The sequence below is a fragment of the Martelella sp. genome (assembly GCF_984369615.1).
The window spans coordinates 1-16765 of sequence record NZ_CFHTCS010000057.1 but is presented as its reverse complement, the minus strand read 5'-3'; the positions used below and the strand labels follow the sequence as shown (position 1 = coordinate 16765).

Here is a 16765-nt window from a genome sequence, read left to right as displayed (position 1 = left end):
GGTGGCGGTTGAGGCCCCTGAGCTTCAGCGGCCTTCCATTGAGATGGAAGCCGTCCGTGGCAAAGGCGACGGTGCGGAAGCCGAAGCGGGCGGCAACCGTGTCGCTGCCCGCTTTCGTCTCAAGGGTGACAGAGAGCGTGTAGAGCGCCGGATCGTGAATGTCCCAGAGCCGGATATCTTCCAGCCCGTCGATCTCGAACGAGGCCTTGTCGCCGCTGACCGCGATCTCGGTCGTGGCAAGGCTGTGGCCCTCGGCGTCATAAAGCGTAGCCTTCAGCGTCGCGGCCTCCGCAACCGGCCCTGTCAGGTGAACATCCGCCTGCACGCATTTTTGCGGGGCAAGCGCATCGGGCGTCTCGACCTTGACGTTGTCGATCGCCGTCGGCGTCGTCACCTTCAACCAGACATCGCGGTATATTCCGCAAAAAGTGAGGTAGTCGATCATATAGCCGAAGGGCGGGATCTCCGGATTTTCCGACCCGTCGATCTTCACCGTCAACAGGTTGTCGCCGTCTTTCAGACGCCCGGTCAGATCGACTTCGAAGGGCGTATAGCCGTCCTTGTGGACACAGAGTTTTTCACCGTTCAGCCAGACCACGCTGTCGGCCATTGCCGCGTCGAAGACGAGCGAGACGGACTTGCCTTCGAAAGCGGGATCGCTGGCGATGATCTTCTGATAGGTGAACGGTTTCTGGTAGCTGTTCTCGTCGAAATAGTTGAACGGCAGTTCCACGGCGGCGTGCGGCAGCATCACAGCTTCGCCGTCCTGCAGGGCGCCGGTCCAGCTTTCGTCAAAGCCTTCGGTGAAAACCCAGTCGCTGTTGAATTTCTCGAATGTGCGCATCGTCATGACCTATTTGACCGAGCCAAGCATGCCCTGGACGAACTGGCGCTGCATGGCGAAGAAGATGAAGAGGGTGGGAAGCGTGGCAAGGATCGTTCCGATCATCACCGTGCCGTAATCGGGGTAGTAGGCTGATGCCAGCGACGAGACGACGAGGGTGATCGTCTTGGTCTCGTTCGACTGCAGCACGATCAGCGGCCACAGATAATTGTTCCAGTTGAGCATGAAGACGATGACGAAGGCCGCCGCATAGGTCGACCGCATCACCGGAAAATAGATGTAGAAGAAAATCTGCCATTCCTTCAGCCCGTCGACCTTGGCCGCGTCGCGCAATTCTGACGGGAAAGCCTTGGTTGCCTGCCGGAAATAGAAGATGACGAAGGCCCAGGCGATGGTCGGCAGGATGATGGCGATATGGGTGTCGATCAGCCCCGCCTTGGCCATCAGCATGAACAGCGGGATCATGATCGCGGCAAAGGGGATCATCAGCGTCAGGAGCACGAGCGTGTAGATCCGGTCGCGGAATTTTGAACGAAAGATCTCGAAACCGTAACCGGCAAGCGAGGAGACCAGAAGCGTCAGAAACGTGCCGGCGATCGCGATCTTCACCGAGTTCCACATGATCAGCGGCACATCCACCTGGGTGAAGAACATCTTCAGATTGTCGAGGAAGGCCGCGCCGAAGGAGGCCTTGCCGGTGACGATATCGGCCGTGGTGTTGGTTGCCGAGATCACCATCCAGATGAAGGGAAAGACGGAGATGAAGGCCGCAAGCCCGAGCGCGCCGTAGAGCAAGGCGGAGGAGAGGTAGCGGTTTGTATAGCGCGGCATCATTTGCGTTCCCTCGCGGCATAAAACTGCAGGAAGGACAGGATGGCGACAATGACGACGATGACGTAGGAGACCGTCGCGGCATAGCCGAAATTGGGCGTGAAGCGGAAGGTCAAGTTGTAGATGTAGAGCGAGAGCGTCAGCGTCGAATTCGCCGGTCCGCCAGTGCCCTCGGTCAGATTATAAACCTCGTCGAAGAGCTGCAGCGTGCCGATGGTCGAGGTAATGGTGGTAAACAGGATCACCGGCTTCAGCATCGGGATCGTCAGGTGCAGGAACTGCCGCCATTTCGGCACGCCATCGACGCGGGCGGCCTCGTAGATCGACTTGTCGATGTTCTGCAGCGCGGCCAGGTAGAAGATCATGTTGTAGCCGGTCCAGCGCCAGGTGATCGCCAGGATGATCAGCAGCTTGGCCCAGAAGGGATCGGTGAACCACGGGATCGGGATGTCGATGATCCCGAGCGTCTGCAGCGTCGAGTTGATGATGCCGTCGGTGGCGAACATGCTCTTGAAGAGGATCGAATAGGCCACCAGCGAGGAGACGCAGGGCAGGAAGATCGCGGTGCGGAACAGGCCGCGGAATTTCAGCTTCGGACTGTTGAGCGCGCTTGCCAGGATCAGCGCCAGCATGATCATCACCGGCACCTGGATGATCAGGAAGGTCAGCGTGTTGGTCAGCGCCTGCAGGAACACCGGGTCATTGAACAGGCGCTCGATATTCCCGAAGCCGACGAACTTCATCATCATGCCCCGTCCCGAATAGAACGAGAGCACCAGCGAGCGGATGATCGGGTAGAACATGAAGGTACCGATCAGGATGAGGGCGGGGGCAACGAAGGCCCATCCGTTCACATCGTAAAACCGCCTCAGATTGCCCGGTCTGGCAGTCACCATTTTTTGACCTCGCGCCGCATGCGACATTGGGGGAAAATCGCCAAATCATCGGCGGACGGGGTTCCGCCCGCCGCAAAGCCTGCCGGGCGGACGACATGTCGCCCGCCGCGCGCATCTGGCTTCTGTTACTGGATCTGGTACTTCGCCTGCTGCTCGATCGCCTTGAGCACCTCGTCGACCGGCTTGCCGTCGACAAGCGAACGCAGGTTCGCGGTTACGGCCGTGTCGAGCTCATTGGTGAAGATGCCGTAGTCGACCGGCGGGATCTGGTTCAGCCAGTCCGAGAACTGCTGCCAGACTTCCTCGCCGCCGAAGAACGGGTCGGCCTCCTGATAGGCCGGTCCCTCGCGGGCGGCCAGAAGCGAGCCGACGGCGCCGCGCTCGGTCAGGATCTTCTGGTAGAAATCGACATCCTTGGCGTAAATTTCGTTGAGGAAGTCTATCGCCTCGTCCTTCACGTCGGAGGAGGAGAGCACATACCAGCTCGATCCGCCGAGATTGGAGGCGTGCGAAGCGCCCTCGACCCCGTCGAGCGAGGGGATCGGCGCCACGCGCCATTTGCCGGACTGCGCTTCCTGGGCCTTGATCGTGCCGGTGATCCAGACGCCGGTGATCACGGATGCGGTGTTGCCGGAGGTAAAGGCGTTGACGTAGTTGGCCCAGCCGGTTGCCGGATAGAGGATGCCCTCGTTGGCCATCTTGGCCTGGGTCTCAAGCGCGGCCTTGAGCGCCTTGTTGTCGACGACGTCGAGATCGCCGTTCTCATCGAAATACCACTCGCCTGCCGACTGCATCATGATGCGGGTCATGCCGCCGTCATTGAGGTCGATCGAGGTCATCTTGTGGCCGGTCTTCTCCTCGACCTGCTTGCCGATCTCGATGAACCGATCCCAGGTAATGCCGTCCATGTCGTCGGCAGTAAAGCCGGCTTCCTCGAGATAGTCGCTGCGGTAGTAAAGTCCGGTGACGCCCGAATCGAACGGCATGCCGTAGACCTTGCCGTCAAGCGTCATGAGCTCGACCTTGTAGGGCGCGAACTTGGAATAGTCGACGACGTCATCCATCGGCGCGAAGGAGCCGGGGAAGGACTGGAGGTATTTCTGCGCGCCGTAATCCTCGATCAGCACGATGTCCGGCAGCGCATTGGTCGTGCCCGAGGCAAGCGCGGTCTGCAGCTTCTGCTCGACGTCGAGCTTGGCGAAGTCGACGACATTGAAGGTCGTGTCGGGATGGGTCTTCGAATAGATCTCGCCCGCTTCCTTCATGATGGCGACATTGAAATTCGGGTCCCAGCACCAGATCGTGATCTCGCCGGCAAAGGCCGCCGATGCACTCATGACGCAGGTGCCGGCAAGGGCCGCACCCGTAATCCGCTTCAGCACGGTATCCATTGGTTTCCTCCCGTTTGGACGATCGCTGGCGGCGCTCTCCTTGCCGCCCGTCAAAAAGCTAACGTCAAAACCGGCATATTCGCAATAAAAAATTTAGTAAAAAAATAGGTAAAAATTTTTATTGCGATGGCGGGCGTCGGCAGCTGTCGCGCCAGACCATGTCTGTGGGGATGACGACGTGCTTGGCGTATTCGCGGCCGTTGATGCGTTCGACAAGAAGGTCCACGGCGCATTCGCCGATGGCTTCGCCCGGGATTTTCATGGTCGAGAGCGGCGGCGTCAGGAACTGCGCCACGGGGATATCGTTGAAGGAGGCGACGGCGATATCGCCCGGGATCGAAAGCCCCGCTTCCTGAAGCGCGCGGCAGGTGCCGATGGCGATATTGTCGTTCGCCGTCATGATCACATCGGGCCGCTCGGCATGCGCGAGCAGGCTGCGGGCGTTTTCGTACCCGACTTCGAGGCGCAGGTTCTGGCCGTTGTTGCAATCGTCGTTGAGCGCGATCAGCGCCGGGTCGAATCCGCCATGTTCCTTCTGCCACTCGACATAGGCGTGGCAGCGTGTCTCGCTGTAGGGACTGCCCTTGCGGCTGATGCGGTCTTCCGCGCCGATAAAGGCGATCCGGCGGTAGCCGGCGGCGTGGAGCCCGTCGAGAATGGTGCGCGTCGCCTTGGCCAGGTCGCTGGAAACACAGTCGAATCGCTCCTCCTCCGGCACGAAATCGGCGAAGACGAGATGTCGGCTGTTCTCTTCCAGTAAGGCGATCTCGTGCGGGCGGTGCTTGCCGATCGCGATCACCCCGGCCATCGCCTGCAGCGTTGCCGCTTCCGCCTCCAGATCGTCGTGAAACACCTTGACGATCTCTGTGCCATAGGTCTGGCAGCGACGCTCGATGCCGAGCCGGACGCCGATATAATAGGGGTCGATCAGTTCCTCGTCGCGCGCGAGGAAATGCACCGTGGCCATGCGCGGCATCGCCTGTTTGCGCCGCGGCGCGCGCACCGGACCCGTTTTTGCGCGCAGCCTGTTACGCGGCGTCGCGTAGTTCAGCGCCTCGGCCGTCTCGATGATCGCCTTGCGCTTGACCTCGGAGACGGAGAGCGTCGGATCGTAATTGAGGACGCGCGACACCGTGCCGGCCGAAACGCCGACCGCCTTCGCAATTTCCCGCAATGTTACCATGTTCCCGTGCCCCGCAATCGAATGTCGGGGTAAACTTTTACCAATTCGGTCCCGCTCGCAAGCCTTAACTGGAAATTTGCGGTAGGTCGCCGCGCATCGGGCTGGGGATCAGCCGTTTTCGATCATCTCGATCCGCTCCATGCCGCCGACGGCCGGCGCGAACTCGGCCCATACGCCTCTGGCGCCGGCCCGCCAGGCGTCCATGTCCTCGGGCTGGAACACTTCGCCGCCGTTCTCGCGCGCCGTTTGCATCGCAGCCGTTTCGTCCTCCACGATCAGCGCGTTGAAATAAAGAGCGGCCTCTGCCGATATCTCCATCAGCAGGCCTTGCGTTTCGGGATCAAGGCCGTTCCAGAGGCCTTCAGAGAAATAGATCACGCCGGAGGCGCGGATGTGCCCGGTCTCCGTCAGGCACGGCACGACTTCGTAGAGCTTGAAACCGGCATAGGCGGATTTGGTCAGGTCCATCGCATCGGCAACGCCGGTTGAAAGCGCGTTATAGGTCTCGGTGATCGGGATGCCGACGGGCACCGCCCCGAAGGCGCTCCAGAGCCCGGTATGAAGCGGACTGTTGATAACGCGGATGGTGACGCCCTCGAGTTGCTCCGGCCGTGTCACCGGCGTCCTGGTCAGGAGGTGGCGGGCGCCGTAATCGATGAAACCGCCGACGATGAAGCGCTCGTCCGCGAGCCGCTCCCTCAGATTGTCGCCGACCGGCCCTGTGACCACGCGCCGGAGGTGCTCCGGACTGCGGAACAGGAAGGGCAGGTCGAGAAGCTGCAGCTCCGGCACCCAGGCGGAAAGTGCCGAAACGGTCGACAGGCTCGCCTGCACCGCGCCGAGACGGATGCCGTCGGCCACCTGTTTTTCGCCGCCGAGCGCGCCATTGGTGACGATATTGAAGCGGAAGCGCCCGGGAAGTCGTTCCTCGGCCTTCTCGGCAAGGAAGCGCCAGATCTTGGTCTCCGGCTTGTCCTCTCCGAGCAGCGAAGCGACCGTTATCGTGGTCTGGGCGATGGCGGGGCGGGCGAGATAGGGGGTCGAAAGGACGGCCAGCGTTCCGGCCTTCAGAAGGGTGCGGCGATTGAGGGTTCTCATGATGTTTCCTCTCAGATCAGAAGGGTGAAAGCGCAGAAGAGCGCGACTGCCGCAAGCAGTGCGGCCAGATAGGGCAGCGTCGCGCGAAACAGCGATGCTGCCGGAATTTTGGCGACGCCGCCGACCACCAGCACCAGCATGCCGACGGGCGGCGTCAGTCCGCCGATCATCAGCGTGGTGACGCTGATGACGCCGAAGGCGATCGGGTTAAGCCCGGCATCTGTGGCAAGCGGCAGCAAAAGCGGGCCGAAAAGCAGGATCGCCGCTCCGATATCGAGAAAGAGGCCGGCGAGAAGCAGCACAGCCACGCAAAAGGCGAGGATCGCTGCGGGCGAACCGCCAAGCACGCCGGCGGCCGAAGACAGCATGCCGGCGACCCCGTCGACGGCAAGCTGGAAGGCAAACGGCCCGGCCGCGCCGATCAGGAGACCGATGGCGGCGGCTTCCGTGGCCGACTGCCGGAACACCGAGAGTAGCGTCATGAGGCGCGTTTTCGAGAAGGCAGCAAGCGCAAGCGTATAGGCGGCGGCAAGCGCGGCCGCTTCCGTGGTGGTGACGATGCCGATGCGGATGCCGAAGACGACGATGACGCCGAGCCCGAAAGCCGGGACGGCAGCGAGGAAGGCCTGCTTACGCGCAGCCGGGGTCGCGCGCGTGCCGCCCGGCCGGTCGCGCGTCGTCAGGTGAATGGCGACGGCAAGGCTCGCCGCCATGACAAGGCCGGCGGCGAGCCCGCCGACAAGCAGCTTGCCGACCGAGAGATCGGTCGCGGCCGCAAGAATGAGAAAGGCGATTGACGGCGGGATCACATTGTCGAGCACCGAGGAGGCGGCGATGATCGCCCCTGCGCGGGCCGGCGGGTAGCCGTGACGCACCAGTTCGGGCTGAAAGGTGGTGGCTGAAAACACCGCATTGGCAACCGACGAACCGGACGCGCCGGAAAATAGCGCGCCGGTGGCGAGCACCGTCTGCGCCAGCCCGCCGCGCCGGTGGCCGACAAGCGATGCGGCGAAGGCGACGAGATGCGCGGCCGCGCCGGAGGCCGAAAGGGCCGCCCCCGTCAAGAGGAAGAAGGGGATCGCCAGAAGCAGGAAATGCGACATGCCGGAAACCGCTGTCGTCACCATCGTTTCCGGCGCCAGATTGCCGCCGAAGGGCATGGCGAAAAGGGCCGCGGCGAGGAAGGCATGGGCAAGCGGGGCAGCCGCGATCAGACCGATGGCGGCGAAAAGCGCAATCGCGGCACTCGGCGGAACGGCCGTTGCCAGATTGAAACGCAGGCATGCGAGGGAGATGAGGCCGGCCAGACCGACAGAAACCGCAAGCGACAGGAACCGCCGTTCGCTGATGCGCCTGAGGGCAAGGGTCGCGGCGATCAGCGCGCCGCCCGCGCCGGTGACGGCAAAGCGCACCCATTCGGGCAGGCCGAGGGTCGGCGAGGTGCCGCCGATCAGCGTTGCGACGCGAGCGCTGCCAAGGGCGAGGACAAGGGCAGCGATGAGGCTGACGGCATCGGCGATGATGCGGGCGGGCAATTCCGCCCGCCTTGAAAAGGGGAGTTCAAGCCGCATGGCGAGCGGGCCGGTCATGGCAAGCGGCGCGGCAAGAAAGACCAGCGCCACATTCAGCCAGATGCCGAGATCCTCGGTGCCGATCAGCCCGGTCCGGAAGACATAGCGGAGCACGACGCTGAGGAGGACGAGCGCGAGCATCAGCGCCAGAACGACGCCCGCCATCATCGAAAGCGTCGTCTGAAGCCTGTCCGCAAGGCGGCCGGCCACGCGCTCGATTGCCGCCGATGTCATCGCGCCCGGATCGCGAGCGCCGCGTCGACGGCCCGGCGGAAGTCGCGGGTCGCCTTCGTCACGTCGGGCGCATGGAAGATTGCCGAGATCACGGCGATGCCGTCGGCCCCGTCGGCGATCAGTTCGGGCACATGTTCGAGCTTGATGCCGGCGATCGCGCCGACCGGCAGGTCCGGCCTCGCGTTCTTCAGGCCGCGGCGCAGCGCGCGAAACCCCTCGACGCCCACCGGCGGGTCGGAGTTGATCTTGGAGAGCGTATGAAACACGCCGCCGATACAGGCATAGTCGACCGGGGCCGCTGCCGCCCGCGCGCCATCGGACGCATTCTTGACGGTCAGGCCGATGATGGCGTCCGGCCCGAGCAGCCGTCGCGCGGTCTCGGGATCCATGTCGTCTGCGCCGAGGTGGACGCCGGCGGCTTCTGCCGCGAGCGCGACGTCGACCCGGTCATTGACCACGAGCGGAACGCCGGTCGGCTCAAGCGCCTTGCGGATTTCCACGGCCCGTTCGATCATCTGGCGGGTCTTGGCGTATTTGTCGCGATACTGGATCAAGGTCGCGCCGTTTTCGGCGGCATGCCGCGCCAGTTCGGCAAGCGGCGCGGTCTCGACCAGCCCGGCATCGACCAGGGCGTTCAGGCGATAGTCGACCGTTCTCATGGCTGCGTCTCACCAGCCTGCAAAAGGCGGCTGCGGCGAAATTCCAACGACATATGACGACCTCCATGGCATTGCGGAGACCGGCGCGGAAGCGAAAACAAAGGGGAATAGCCGATTTTTCCGTTCCTACGCCGGAATGACCCGGATCAGGTTCAAGGGTCCGGCCCGTTGCCATCTCAGCATCGCAGGATGCTCCCCTCGGAATGGACGGGATTCTGTCGGGCTTTCAGCCCGGTGTCAACCGGTCTCGACCGGCGTCAAGGGCTAGCATCCCGAAATCGGAAAGCGCCGTGAGCACGGTGTCGGCGCCCGCGGCCCGAAGCCGTTCGGCATGAAGCGGCCTGACGCCCTCAAGATGGCTGCCGCCGATAAACCCGAAAACGCGCATGCCGGCGCGTCCCGCGCCGGTCACGCCGGCGATGGCGTCTTCCAGCACCACGCACTCCTTCGGCAGGGCGCCGCGTTTTTCGGCAGCGTAAAGGAAAAGATCGGGCGCCGGCTTGCCGTGTTCTACCGATTCGGCGCTGAAGGCCCGGCCTTCGAAGCGTTGGGCAAAACCGATCGCCTGAAGCGCGACGCCGAGCCTCTTGTAGGACCCGCCGGAGGCGATGCAGTAGTCGATACCGGCCGCCTCCAGCCGGTCAAGCATGGCTTCAGCGCCGGCCATCGGCTTCAACTCGCGGCGATAGCGGTCAAACAGCCGCGCATACCACGCCTCCTGGAAATCGGGATCGACCGCCCTGCCGGTCTGTCCCTCCACGTAAGCGATGATCTGCCTGACCGAAGAGCCCAGGAATTCCTCGACCAGCATATCCCAGTCGACCGCGACCCCGTATTGGGCAAGCGATACCTGAAGCTCGGCAAGCGCGATGATCTCGCTGTCGGCAATCACGCCGTCAAAGTCGAAAATGACTGTCTTTATCATGGTTCCCTGGCCAATACGCTTCGGCTGAGGCGACGCCGTCGGGGCCGCGCCGTTCCCATCTTGCTGCCTGCTATGGCCTGTTTTGCGACCAATTGCAAATCCGGATGCCAGGCGGTCCGATCGAAAATTAATGAATATCAATTGTTTATGCAGGTCTCGCGCGGCGGTCGAGACGGGACTTGACTGCGGAAGCCCGAGGCGAGGCTCTGACATCAAGAACGCTGACGTCTGAAATCAGAGATATTGGATATTCATCTTTCCTGATCCCTGCTAATTCTGGCGCAAGGGATATTTCGGGAAAGATATCATGCAACAGGCCAGGACCAGCGGCATCGACCGCGACATGCTGATCATCATGTTGGCGGGCGGGCTGGTGCTGGCCCTGTCCTTCGGCGTTCGCTCGGTTTTCGGCGGCGTGGTCCTGCCGCTGTCGGATGATCTTTTCGCCGGCCGGATCGAGATATTCTCTCTGTCGATTGCCATCCAGAACCTCGTCTGGGGGCTGGCGCAGCCGTTTTTCGGCATGCTCGCCGACAAGTTCGGCGACCGGCGCGCGCTCTGGCTCGGCTTTGCCTGCTACGTGCTCGGCATGGTCATCTGCGTTTTCGGCGTCTCCCCCTTCGCCCAGCATATGGGGGCCGGCGTTCTCGTGGGCATGGGCGTTTCGGGCACGGCCTTCGGCACGGTCCTGGCCGTGGTCGGGCGCGCCGCGCCTGCCGAAAAGCGTGGGTTCTACCTCGGGGTGGCCTCCGCCATGGGCTCCGCCGGCCAGGCGGTGCTGCCGCTTCTGACGGCATTCCTGATCAGCCGGTTCGACTGGCAGACGACGCTTCTGATCATCACCGCGCTGCTGGCGCCGATGGCGCTCGCCATCCCGTTTTTGCATGTGAAAAACAAGGGCGCTGCCGCCGAGAGCGAGATCGACCTGCCGCAGACCATCCGCGCCGCCTTCGGCCATGGCAGCTTCGTGATGCTGGCTGCCGGCTTCTTCGTCTGCGGCTTCCACCTCGCCTTCATTACCGCGCATCTGCCGAATTATGTTCAGAATTTCTGCACCGGCACGACGCTTTCCGCTCCCGAACTGCGTGCGCTCGGTCTGAAGGCGCTGGCGCTTGCCGGCTTCGCCAATATTTTCGGCACGCTGATTGCCGCGCGCCTCGGCAATTTCTTCGCCAAGCCGCATGTCCTGGCCGCCATCTATGCTTTGCGCGCCGTGGTCATCCTCGTCTTTATCTGGCTGCCGCTGACGCCGGTTAGCGTGCTGGTCTTCGGCCTCGTCATGGGCGTGCTCTGGTTGTCGACCGTGCCGCTGACCAGCGCGCTGATCGTCGTCATGTTCGGCCCGCGCGCCATGGGCACGCTGTTCGGCTTCGTGTTTTTGAGCCACCAGCTCGGCGGGTTCGCCGGCGTCTGGCTCGGCGGCGCCTGGTTCGACCGCTACGGCAATTACGATGTGATCTGGTATTCAGCGATCGCGCTCGGCATCCTCTCCGCAGCCATTCACCTGACGGTCCGCGAGCGCGCCGCTCCGGCCATTGCCGCCCCGGCATAGGGCCGTCGGCTCCGCTTTAACACTTCCGAAAGCATGATTGCATTAATCTTGGCGCTCCCCTTTGAGGCGGGCGCCGGGCGAATATTTCCGTCGGACTCTTTTCGCGGATTCCCCAAGCGTCTATGTTTTGAGAGGGGCGATTCGGTCCGGCGATGGCCGGATCTTCATCAGATGTGAATGGCCTCTTGAAGGCGGCCTTCGCGCTTTGCGGCAGCGCGGCCCCGCCGAAAGACAGATGCGGAAGAGACGAATGGAGCGGTGCGGCAAAAGCAACGAGGGCCGGATGTATCGTGCAGGGCGCGGCAAACGCGCAATCGCGCGATGGCTTGCAGCCGGCACGGCGCTTTCGCTCACCGCCGCACACGCCTTCGCCCAGTCGCCAGAGGCGGCGCCCGTGCTTTCCTCGCGAGAGGTCATGGCGCTTTCGGCCTTTTGCGGCATCCTGGCGGCAACCGTTCTCTCTACCCTCTGGTTCATGCGCCTGCGCGGCCGCACCGAAGCGGAGAACCAGCGGCTTGCCCTCGAGCTCGAAAACCACCGCGAGCGCATCGCCAATCTGAAGGCGCTGAACGCCGAGCGTAACCGCCGCATCGTTTTCTGGGAGGGCCCGGAGGCTGCGCCGGAATTTCTCGGCGCCCTTCCGGAAGAGGCCGGAGCGCCGGAGGACGAGCATGCCTTCCTCGCCTTTGCCGACTGGCTCTCTCCGGGCAGCAGCAAGCAGATCGAAACCGCGATCGCCGCGTTGCGCCGCAAGGCCAAGGCATTCGAGATGCTGGCGGAAGCCAGGAACGGCTATGTGCTGGAGGTCGTCGGCGGCACGACCGGCGGGCGCGCCCATGTGCGCTTCGGCGCGCTGGAAAGCATCCGCGCCGAGCTTGCCGAACTGAGGGTCGAGCACAAGCACACGAAAGCGGTGCTTGCCCGGTTCGAGACGCTCTTCGACGCCATAGACATGCCGTGCTGGCAGCGCGACGGAGACGGCGCGCTCACCTGGGTGAACCGCGCCTATGTCGAGGCCGCGGAAGGGGAAACGCGCGAACGCACGCTCCATGAAAACCGCATGCTGCTGGGCGCGGCCGTTCAGGAAAAACTCGACGAGGCGGTGCGCGCCGGCGCGCGCTTCGACGGCCGCCAGCCGGTGGTGACTGGCGGCAACCGAACCTTCTATGAGTTGAGCGAAGTGGCGAGCGGTGATGGCTCGGCCGGCATCGCGCGCGACGTTTCGGCGTTGCAGAGCGTCGAAAACGCGCTGGAGCAGACGCTTGAGAGCCACGCCGATACGCTCAACCACCTGAACACGGCGGTGGCAATCTTCGATGCGTCGCGCCGGCTGACCTTCTACAACCAGGCCTTCGAAAAGCTCTGGAAGCTCGACATGGGCTTTCTCGAGTCCCATCCCGACAACGGCGAACTGTTCGAGCGCCTGCGCGCCGACGGCAAGCTGCCGGAGCCGCACCAGTGGCGTGAATGGAAGGACAAGGCGCTCTCCGTCTACCGCGCCGTCGAGCCCTATAGTGACCTCTGGTATCTGCCGAGCGGCGAGACGCTGAGCGTGTTCGCCTCCGCCCATCCGCGCGGCGGCACGACCTGGGTGTTCGAAAACCATACCGAGCAGGTGGCGTTGAAGACGCGCTACAACACGCTGGTCAAGGTGCAGGGCGAGACCATCGATCATCTTTCCGAAGGGGTGGCGGTGTTCGGTCCGGACGGCAGGCTGAAGCTCTCCAACCCCGCCTTCCTGGCGCTCTGGCGCATTGCCGACAGGGATGCAGCGCCGGGCACCCACATCCGCGCGCTGATCGAGACCTGCGCGGACGATCCCGGCGCCTCTGACGGCTGGAAGCTGTTCGCGCGGATGATCACATCTTTCGATGACGAGCGCGTCTCGCGCCAGGGACGGCTCGATCTCGCTTCCGGCCTGGTGCTTGACTACGCGGTGACGCCGCTGCCGAACGCGCAGACCATGCTCACATTCGTCAACAAGACCGACTCGGTGAAGGTGGAACGCGCGCTGACGGAAAAGAATGACGCGTTGCGCAAGGCGGAAGAGCTCAAGAACGCCTTCCTCGAACACGTCTCCCACGAACTGCGGACGCCGCTGACCTCGATCATGGGCTTTGCCGAACTGCTGAAGGCGCCCGAAACGGGCGCGCTGACGTCGCGCCAGAGCAATTATGTCGATCACATCGCCAATTCGTCGTCGGTGCTGATGACCATCGTCAATGACATGATCGACCTGAAATCGGCCGATGCCGGCATCCTGCAGCTCGAACTCGACCGGATGTCGATCGACGACCTGATCGATTCCGTCGCCGATGATATTTCGAGCCGGCTGCAGGAAAGCGGGGTGACGCTGGAAATCACCGCGCCGCCGAAGCTTGGGGACATCACCGCCGACTTCCAGAGGTTGAAGCAGGTGCTCTTGAAAATTCTCGGCAACGCCGTCAAATATGCCCCGCGCGGCTCGATCATCGCGCTGTCGTGCTGGCGGGAGAAGGACGATTTCGTCTTCACCGTCACCGACAATGGCCCGGGCATTGCCGATGACGCGCTGGAAAGCGTGTTCACCCGCTTCGAATCCGGCGGCAGGCAGGCGCAATATGCCGGCGCCGGGCTTGGACTTGCCATTGTCGAGAGCTTCGTTGCCCTGCACAATGGTCGCGTCTTCATCGACAGCGAGCCGGGCGCGGGCACCACCGTTTCCTGCCGCATTCCCGATGCCGCCGCCGGCAGGGGCGCGGAAATCATCGCCGCGGAATGATGGAGCGCTTTCTTGCCGACGAGGACGCGACCATCGCGCTGGCCAGGGCGCTGGCACCGCTCCTGCGGCGCGGCGACTGTCTGGCCCTTTCCGGCGATCTCGGCATGGGCAAGTCCACTTTCGCCCGCGCCCTGATCCGCGCCCTGATGGACGCGCCGGAGCTTGAGGTGCCAAGCCCGACCTTCACCCTGGTCCAGCTTTATGAGGCCGCGCCGCCTCTTTACCACTTCGACCTCTACCGGCTTTCCGATCCCGACGAACTGATCGAACTCGGCTTCGACGAGGCGCTTGAGGACGGCATCAGCCTGATCGAGTGGCCCGAGCGCGGCGGAGACATGTTGCCGAAAAACGCGCTGACGTTTGTCTTCAACGAGGAAGGCGAGGGCCGAAGGGTGCGGCTTGACGGGCCTGAGGCCCGGCTTGCGGAACTGGCCTTCGCGTTTCGCTAAGGTCTTTCCGTTTTGCGCCGACGCTTGCGCGACCACCCGTTGGCCCCTAAAACCGTCAGTGAATCGCTTGGGAACGGGAGCCGGGAATGGCGGCGCAAAATGCCGGATTGTGGACGATACCGCCGGGCGTGCCGTTTCTCCACTGCCTTGCCGAGAGCCTTTTGTCCGGTCGTTTGGCGCCGGCCTTCAGATATGACCCGAAGGACCCCCTCGCCCTTGCCGATGTGAAGATCTTCCTGCCGACACGACGCGCAGTGCGCGTGCTGCGCGGCGAATTTTCGGCCCTTCTTGGCGGGCAGGCGGCGATCCTGCCGGAAATCCGCGCGCTCGGAGAGACCGACGAGGACGAGCACTACTTCGAGGAAAACCTGCCGGAGGCGGCCGAAAGCCTGCCGCCGATCGAGCCCGTGCCGCGGCTTCTGGAACTTGCCGGCCTGATCCTGCCCTGGCGCAACCGGTTGTCGGATGAGCTTGCAGGCCTTCACGGCGGCTCGCCGCTGGTCGCGCCCGCAAGTCCTGCGGATGCTGTCTGGCTCGCCCGCGACCTTGCCGAACTCATCGATGCGATGGAGACGGAGCGGATCGGCTGGGACCGGCTCGCTGCGCTTGCGGAAGACAATTACGCCGTCTGGTGGCAATTGACCGCCGAATTCCTGAAGATCGCGGCGCTCTACTGGCCGGGGCGGCTCGAGGAACTTGGCCGCTCCTCGGCCATTGCCCGCCGCAATGCGCTGCTTGCCGGCGAAGCGGAACGGATCGCCGCGATGACCGGCGTTGCGCCGGTGATCATCGCCGGTTCCACCGGTTCCGTTCCCGCCATTGCCGACCTGATCGCAGCCGTTGCCGCCCTGCAGCAGGGCGTGGTGGCGCTGCCGGGCCTTGATTGCGACATGGCCGAGGAAGATTGGCAGGCGCTGACGGCGGCTGATGCCGATCCTTCCATGCCCGACCCCTCGATCCGCAGTCACCCGCAATATGAAATGGCGCGGCTTCTGGAGCGCCTCGCGCTTTCTCGTCAGGAGTTTTCGACGCTTGAGGAGGCGGAGCCCGCGCGCGCCATGCGCAACCGCGTTCTGGCGGCGGCTTTCGCCCCGGCGGAGGCGACGGACCGTTGGGAGCGCTGGCGGGCCGCGCTTGCGGCAGAGGATATCGATGAGGCCTTCGCCGATGCCGCGCTGATGGAGGCGGGCAATGAGCGCCAGGAAGCGCTTGCGATCGCCGCCGCATTGCGGCTGGCGCTGGAAAGACCTGGCGAAGAGGGGAGGCCGGCGCGCGCCGCGCTGATCACGCCCGATCGCAGCCTTGCCCGCCGCGTTGCCGCCGAATTGCACCGTTTTGCCATCGAAGCGGATGATTCCGCCGGCACGCCGCTTTCGGCCACCGTCCAGGGCACGCTGACAACGCTGATGCTGGAGGCGGCGCTGAAACCTGGCGACCCCGCCGTGCTGGCGGCATTGCTCAAACATCCGCTGGCGCGTTTTGGCCTCTCGGCCCGGAACATGCGCGCCGCAAGTGCGGCCTTCGAGCTGATTGCGCTGCGCGGCGGGACGAAACCCGCCGCGCTCGGCCATCTCGCGGGTTTTGTCGATGAGGCGCAGGAAAAGCAGAAGGACGAGCGCCATCCGCCGCACTGGCGCACGGCCCTGCCGAGGAATGCGGCCGAGGCGGCGCGCGATCTGGCGACAAGGATCGATGCGGCGCTTGCGCCGCTGATTGAAACCCATGTCGCGCGCGGTCCCGACCAGCCGCCGCTGACGGAGACACTTGCCCTTTCCAACTGGGCGGAGCGCACCGGACGGACATTGGAGGCGATCGCCGCGGACGAGGCGGGGGACTTGTCCGCGCTCTGGTCCGGGGAGGCGGGAGAGCGGCTTGCCACCGTGCTTTCCGAGACCATGGGGTCTGAAACCCCGATCGAAGCCGACGGGCCGCAATGGATCGATATCATGGCGGCGCTGACGGCATCGGAAGCGGTCAAGCCGCGCTCCATGGGCAATCCGCGCGTCTTCATCTTCGGCGCGGTCGAAGCGCGGCTGCAGGATGTGGATACCATCGTCGTCGGCGGGCTCAATGAAGGCGTGTGGCCGACCCAGGCGAAGAACAATCCCTTCCTGTCGCGCGGCATGAAGGCCGAGATCGGGCTTGAGCCGCCGGAAAAACGCGTCGGCCAGCTGGCGCATGACCTGACGATGGCCGCAGGCGCGCCGCATCTGATCTTTTCGCGGGCGTTGAGGCAGGGCTCCGCCCCGACCGTTGCCAGCCGCTGGCTGCAGCGGCTCCTGGCCTTTGCCGGGCCTGATCTGGAGGAGGCGCTGAAGCGGCGCGGCGCGGTGCTTGCCGGCTGGGCGGCAGCGCTTGACGATCAGCCGCG

Annotated in this window: 13 protein-coding genes and 1 riboswitch; of the genes, 4 read left to right on the top strand and 9 right to left on the bottom strand. The window is 64.0% G+C overall.

The annotated features are described in order from the left end of the window. From AC5DC2_RS07230 to AC5DC2_RS07190, 9 genes are all read right to left on the bottom strand, one after another. A partial coding sequence (locus tag AC5DC2_RS07230) for a glycoside hydrolase family 2 protein (RefSeq protein ID WP_491698019.1) occupies positions 1 to 850 on the bottom strand: 850 nt, incomplete at its 3' end. A gap of 3 nt (positions 851 to 853) precedes the next feature. Then, positions 854 to 1675 (bottom strand): carbohydrate ABC transporter permease, encoded by an 822-nt coding sequence (locus AC5DC2_RS07225; RefSeq protein ID WP_024710027.1) that lies wholly within the window; start codon positions 1673 to 1675, stop codon positions 854 to 856. Beyond that, positions 1675 to 2571, bottom strand: a complete 897-nt coding sequence (locus tag AC5DC2_RS07220) for a carbohydrate ABC transporter permease (protein ID WP_024710028.1) — start codon at positions 2569 to 2571, stop codon at positions 1675 to 1677. The genes AC5DC2_RS07225 and AC5DC2_RS07220 overlap by 1 nt, the downstream gene beginning before the upstream one ends. Before the next feature lie 125 nt (positions 2572 to 2696). Continuing rightward, positions 2697 to 3962 (bottom strand): ABC transporter substrate-binding protein, encoded by a 1266-nt coding sequence (locus AC5DC2_RS07215; protein WP_024710029.1) that lies wholly within the window; start codon positions 3960 to 3962, stop codon positions 2697 to 2699. A gap of 118 nt (positions 3963 to 4080) precedes the next feature. Then, the gene (locus tag AC5DC2_RS07210) at positions 4081 to 5145 is read right to left on the bottom strand and encodes a LacI family DNA-binding transcriptional regulator (protein ID WP_491698018.1); all 1065 of its coding nucleotides are present in this window, start codon (positions 5143 to 5145) and stop codon (positions 4081 to 4083) included. A gap of 108 nt (positions 5146 to 5253) precedes the next feature. Beyond that, positions 5254 to 6243, bottom strand: a complete 990-nt coding sequence (locus AC5DC2_RS07205; protein WP_491698017.1) for a TRAP transporter substrate-binding protein — start codon at positions 6241 to 6243, stop codon at positions 5254 to 5256. Between the two features lie 11 nt (positions 6244 to 6254). Then, positions 6255 to 8048 (bottom strand): TRAP transporter large permease subunit, encoded by a 1794-nt coding sequence (locus AC5DC2_RS07200; protein ID WP_491698016.1) that lies wholly within the window; start codon positions 8046 to 8048, stop codon positions 6255 to 6257. Then, positions 8045 to 8707: a thiamine phosphate synthase gene (gene thiE / locus AC5DC2_RS07195; RefSeq protein ID WP_491698015.1), complete on the bottom strand. Its 663-nt coding sequence runs from the start codon at positions 8705 to 8707 to the stop codon at positions 8045 to 8047. Before thiE ends, AC5DC2_RS07200 begins: the two co-directional genes overlap by 4 nt. A 106-nt stretch (positions 8708 to 8813) precedes the next feature. Then, positions 8814 to 8916, bottom strand: a riboswitch (TPP riboswitch). 17 nt (positions 8917 to 8933) lie between these two features. Further along, positions 8934 to 9632: an HAD family hydrolase gene (locus AC5DC2_RS07190; protein ID WP_491698014.1), complete on the bottom strand. Its 699-nt coding sequence runs from the start codon at positions 9630 to 9632 to the stop codon at positions 8934 to 8936. A gap of 307 nt (positions 9633 to 9939) precedes the next feature. On the opposite strand from AC5DC2_RS07190, the gene AC5DC2_RS07185 reads away from it, so the two are divergent. The 4 genes from AC5DC2_RS07185 to addB all read left to right on the top strand — a co-directional run. After that, on the top strand, positions 9940 to 11184 hold the full coding sequence (locus AC5DC2_RS07185) for an MFS transporter (protein ID WP_491698013.1): 1245 nt from the start codon (positions 9940 to 9942) through the stop codon (positions 11182 to 11184). A 283-nt stretch (positions 11185 to 11467) separates the two neighbouring features. Next, the gene (locus AC5DC2_RS07180) at positions 11468 to 13945 is read left to right on the top strand and encodes a PAS domain-containing sensor histidine kinase (protein ID WP_491698012.1); all 2478 of its coding nucleotides are present in this window, start codon (positions 11468 to 11470) and stop codon (positions 13943 to 13945) included. Continuing rightward, a complete protein-coding gene (gene tsaE, locus AC5DC2_RS07175) occupies positions 13942 to 14394 on the top strand; it encodes a tRNA (adenosine(37)-N6)-threonylcarbamoyltransferase complex ATPase subunit type 1 TsaE (RefSeq protein WP_491698011.1) in 453 nt (150 codons plus the stop codon). The genes AC5DC2_RS07180 and tsaE overlap by 4 nt, the downstream gene beginning before the upstream one ends. Before the next feature lie 86 nt (positions 14395 to 14480). Beyond that, positions 14481 to 16765 (top strand): double-strand break repair protein AddB (gene addB, locus AC5DC2_RS07170; protein WP_491698010.1); only part of this gene is annotated, 2285 nt, incomplete at its 3' end.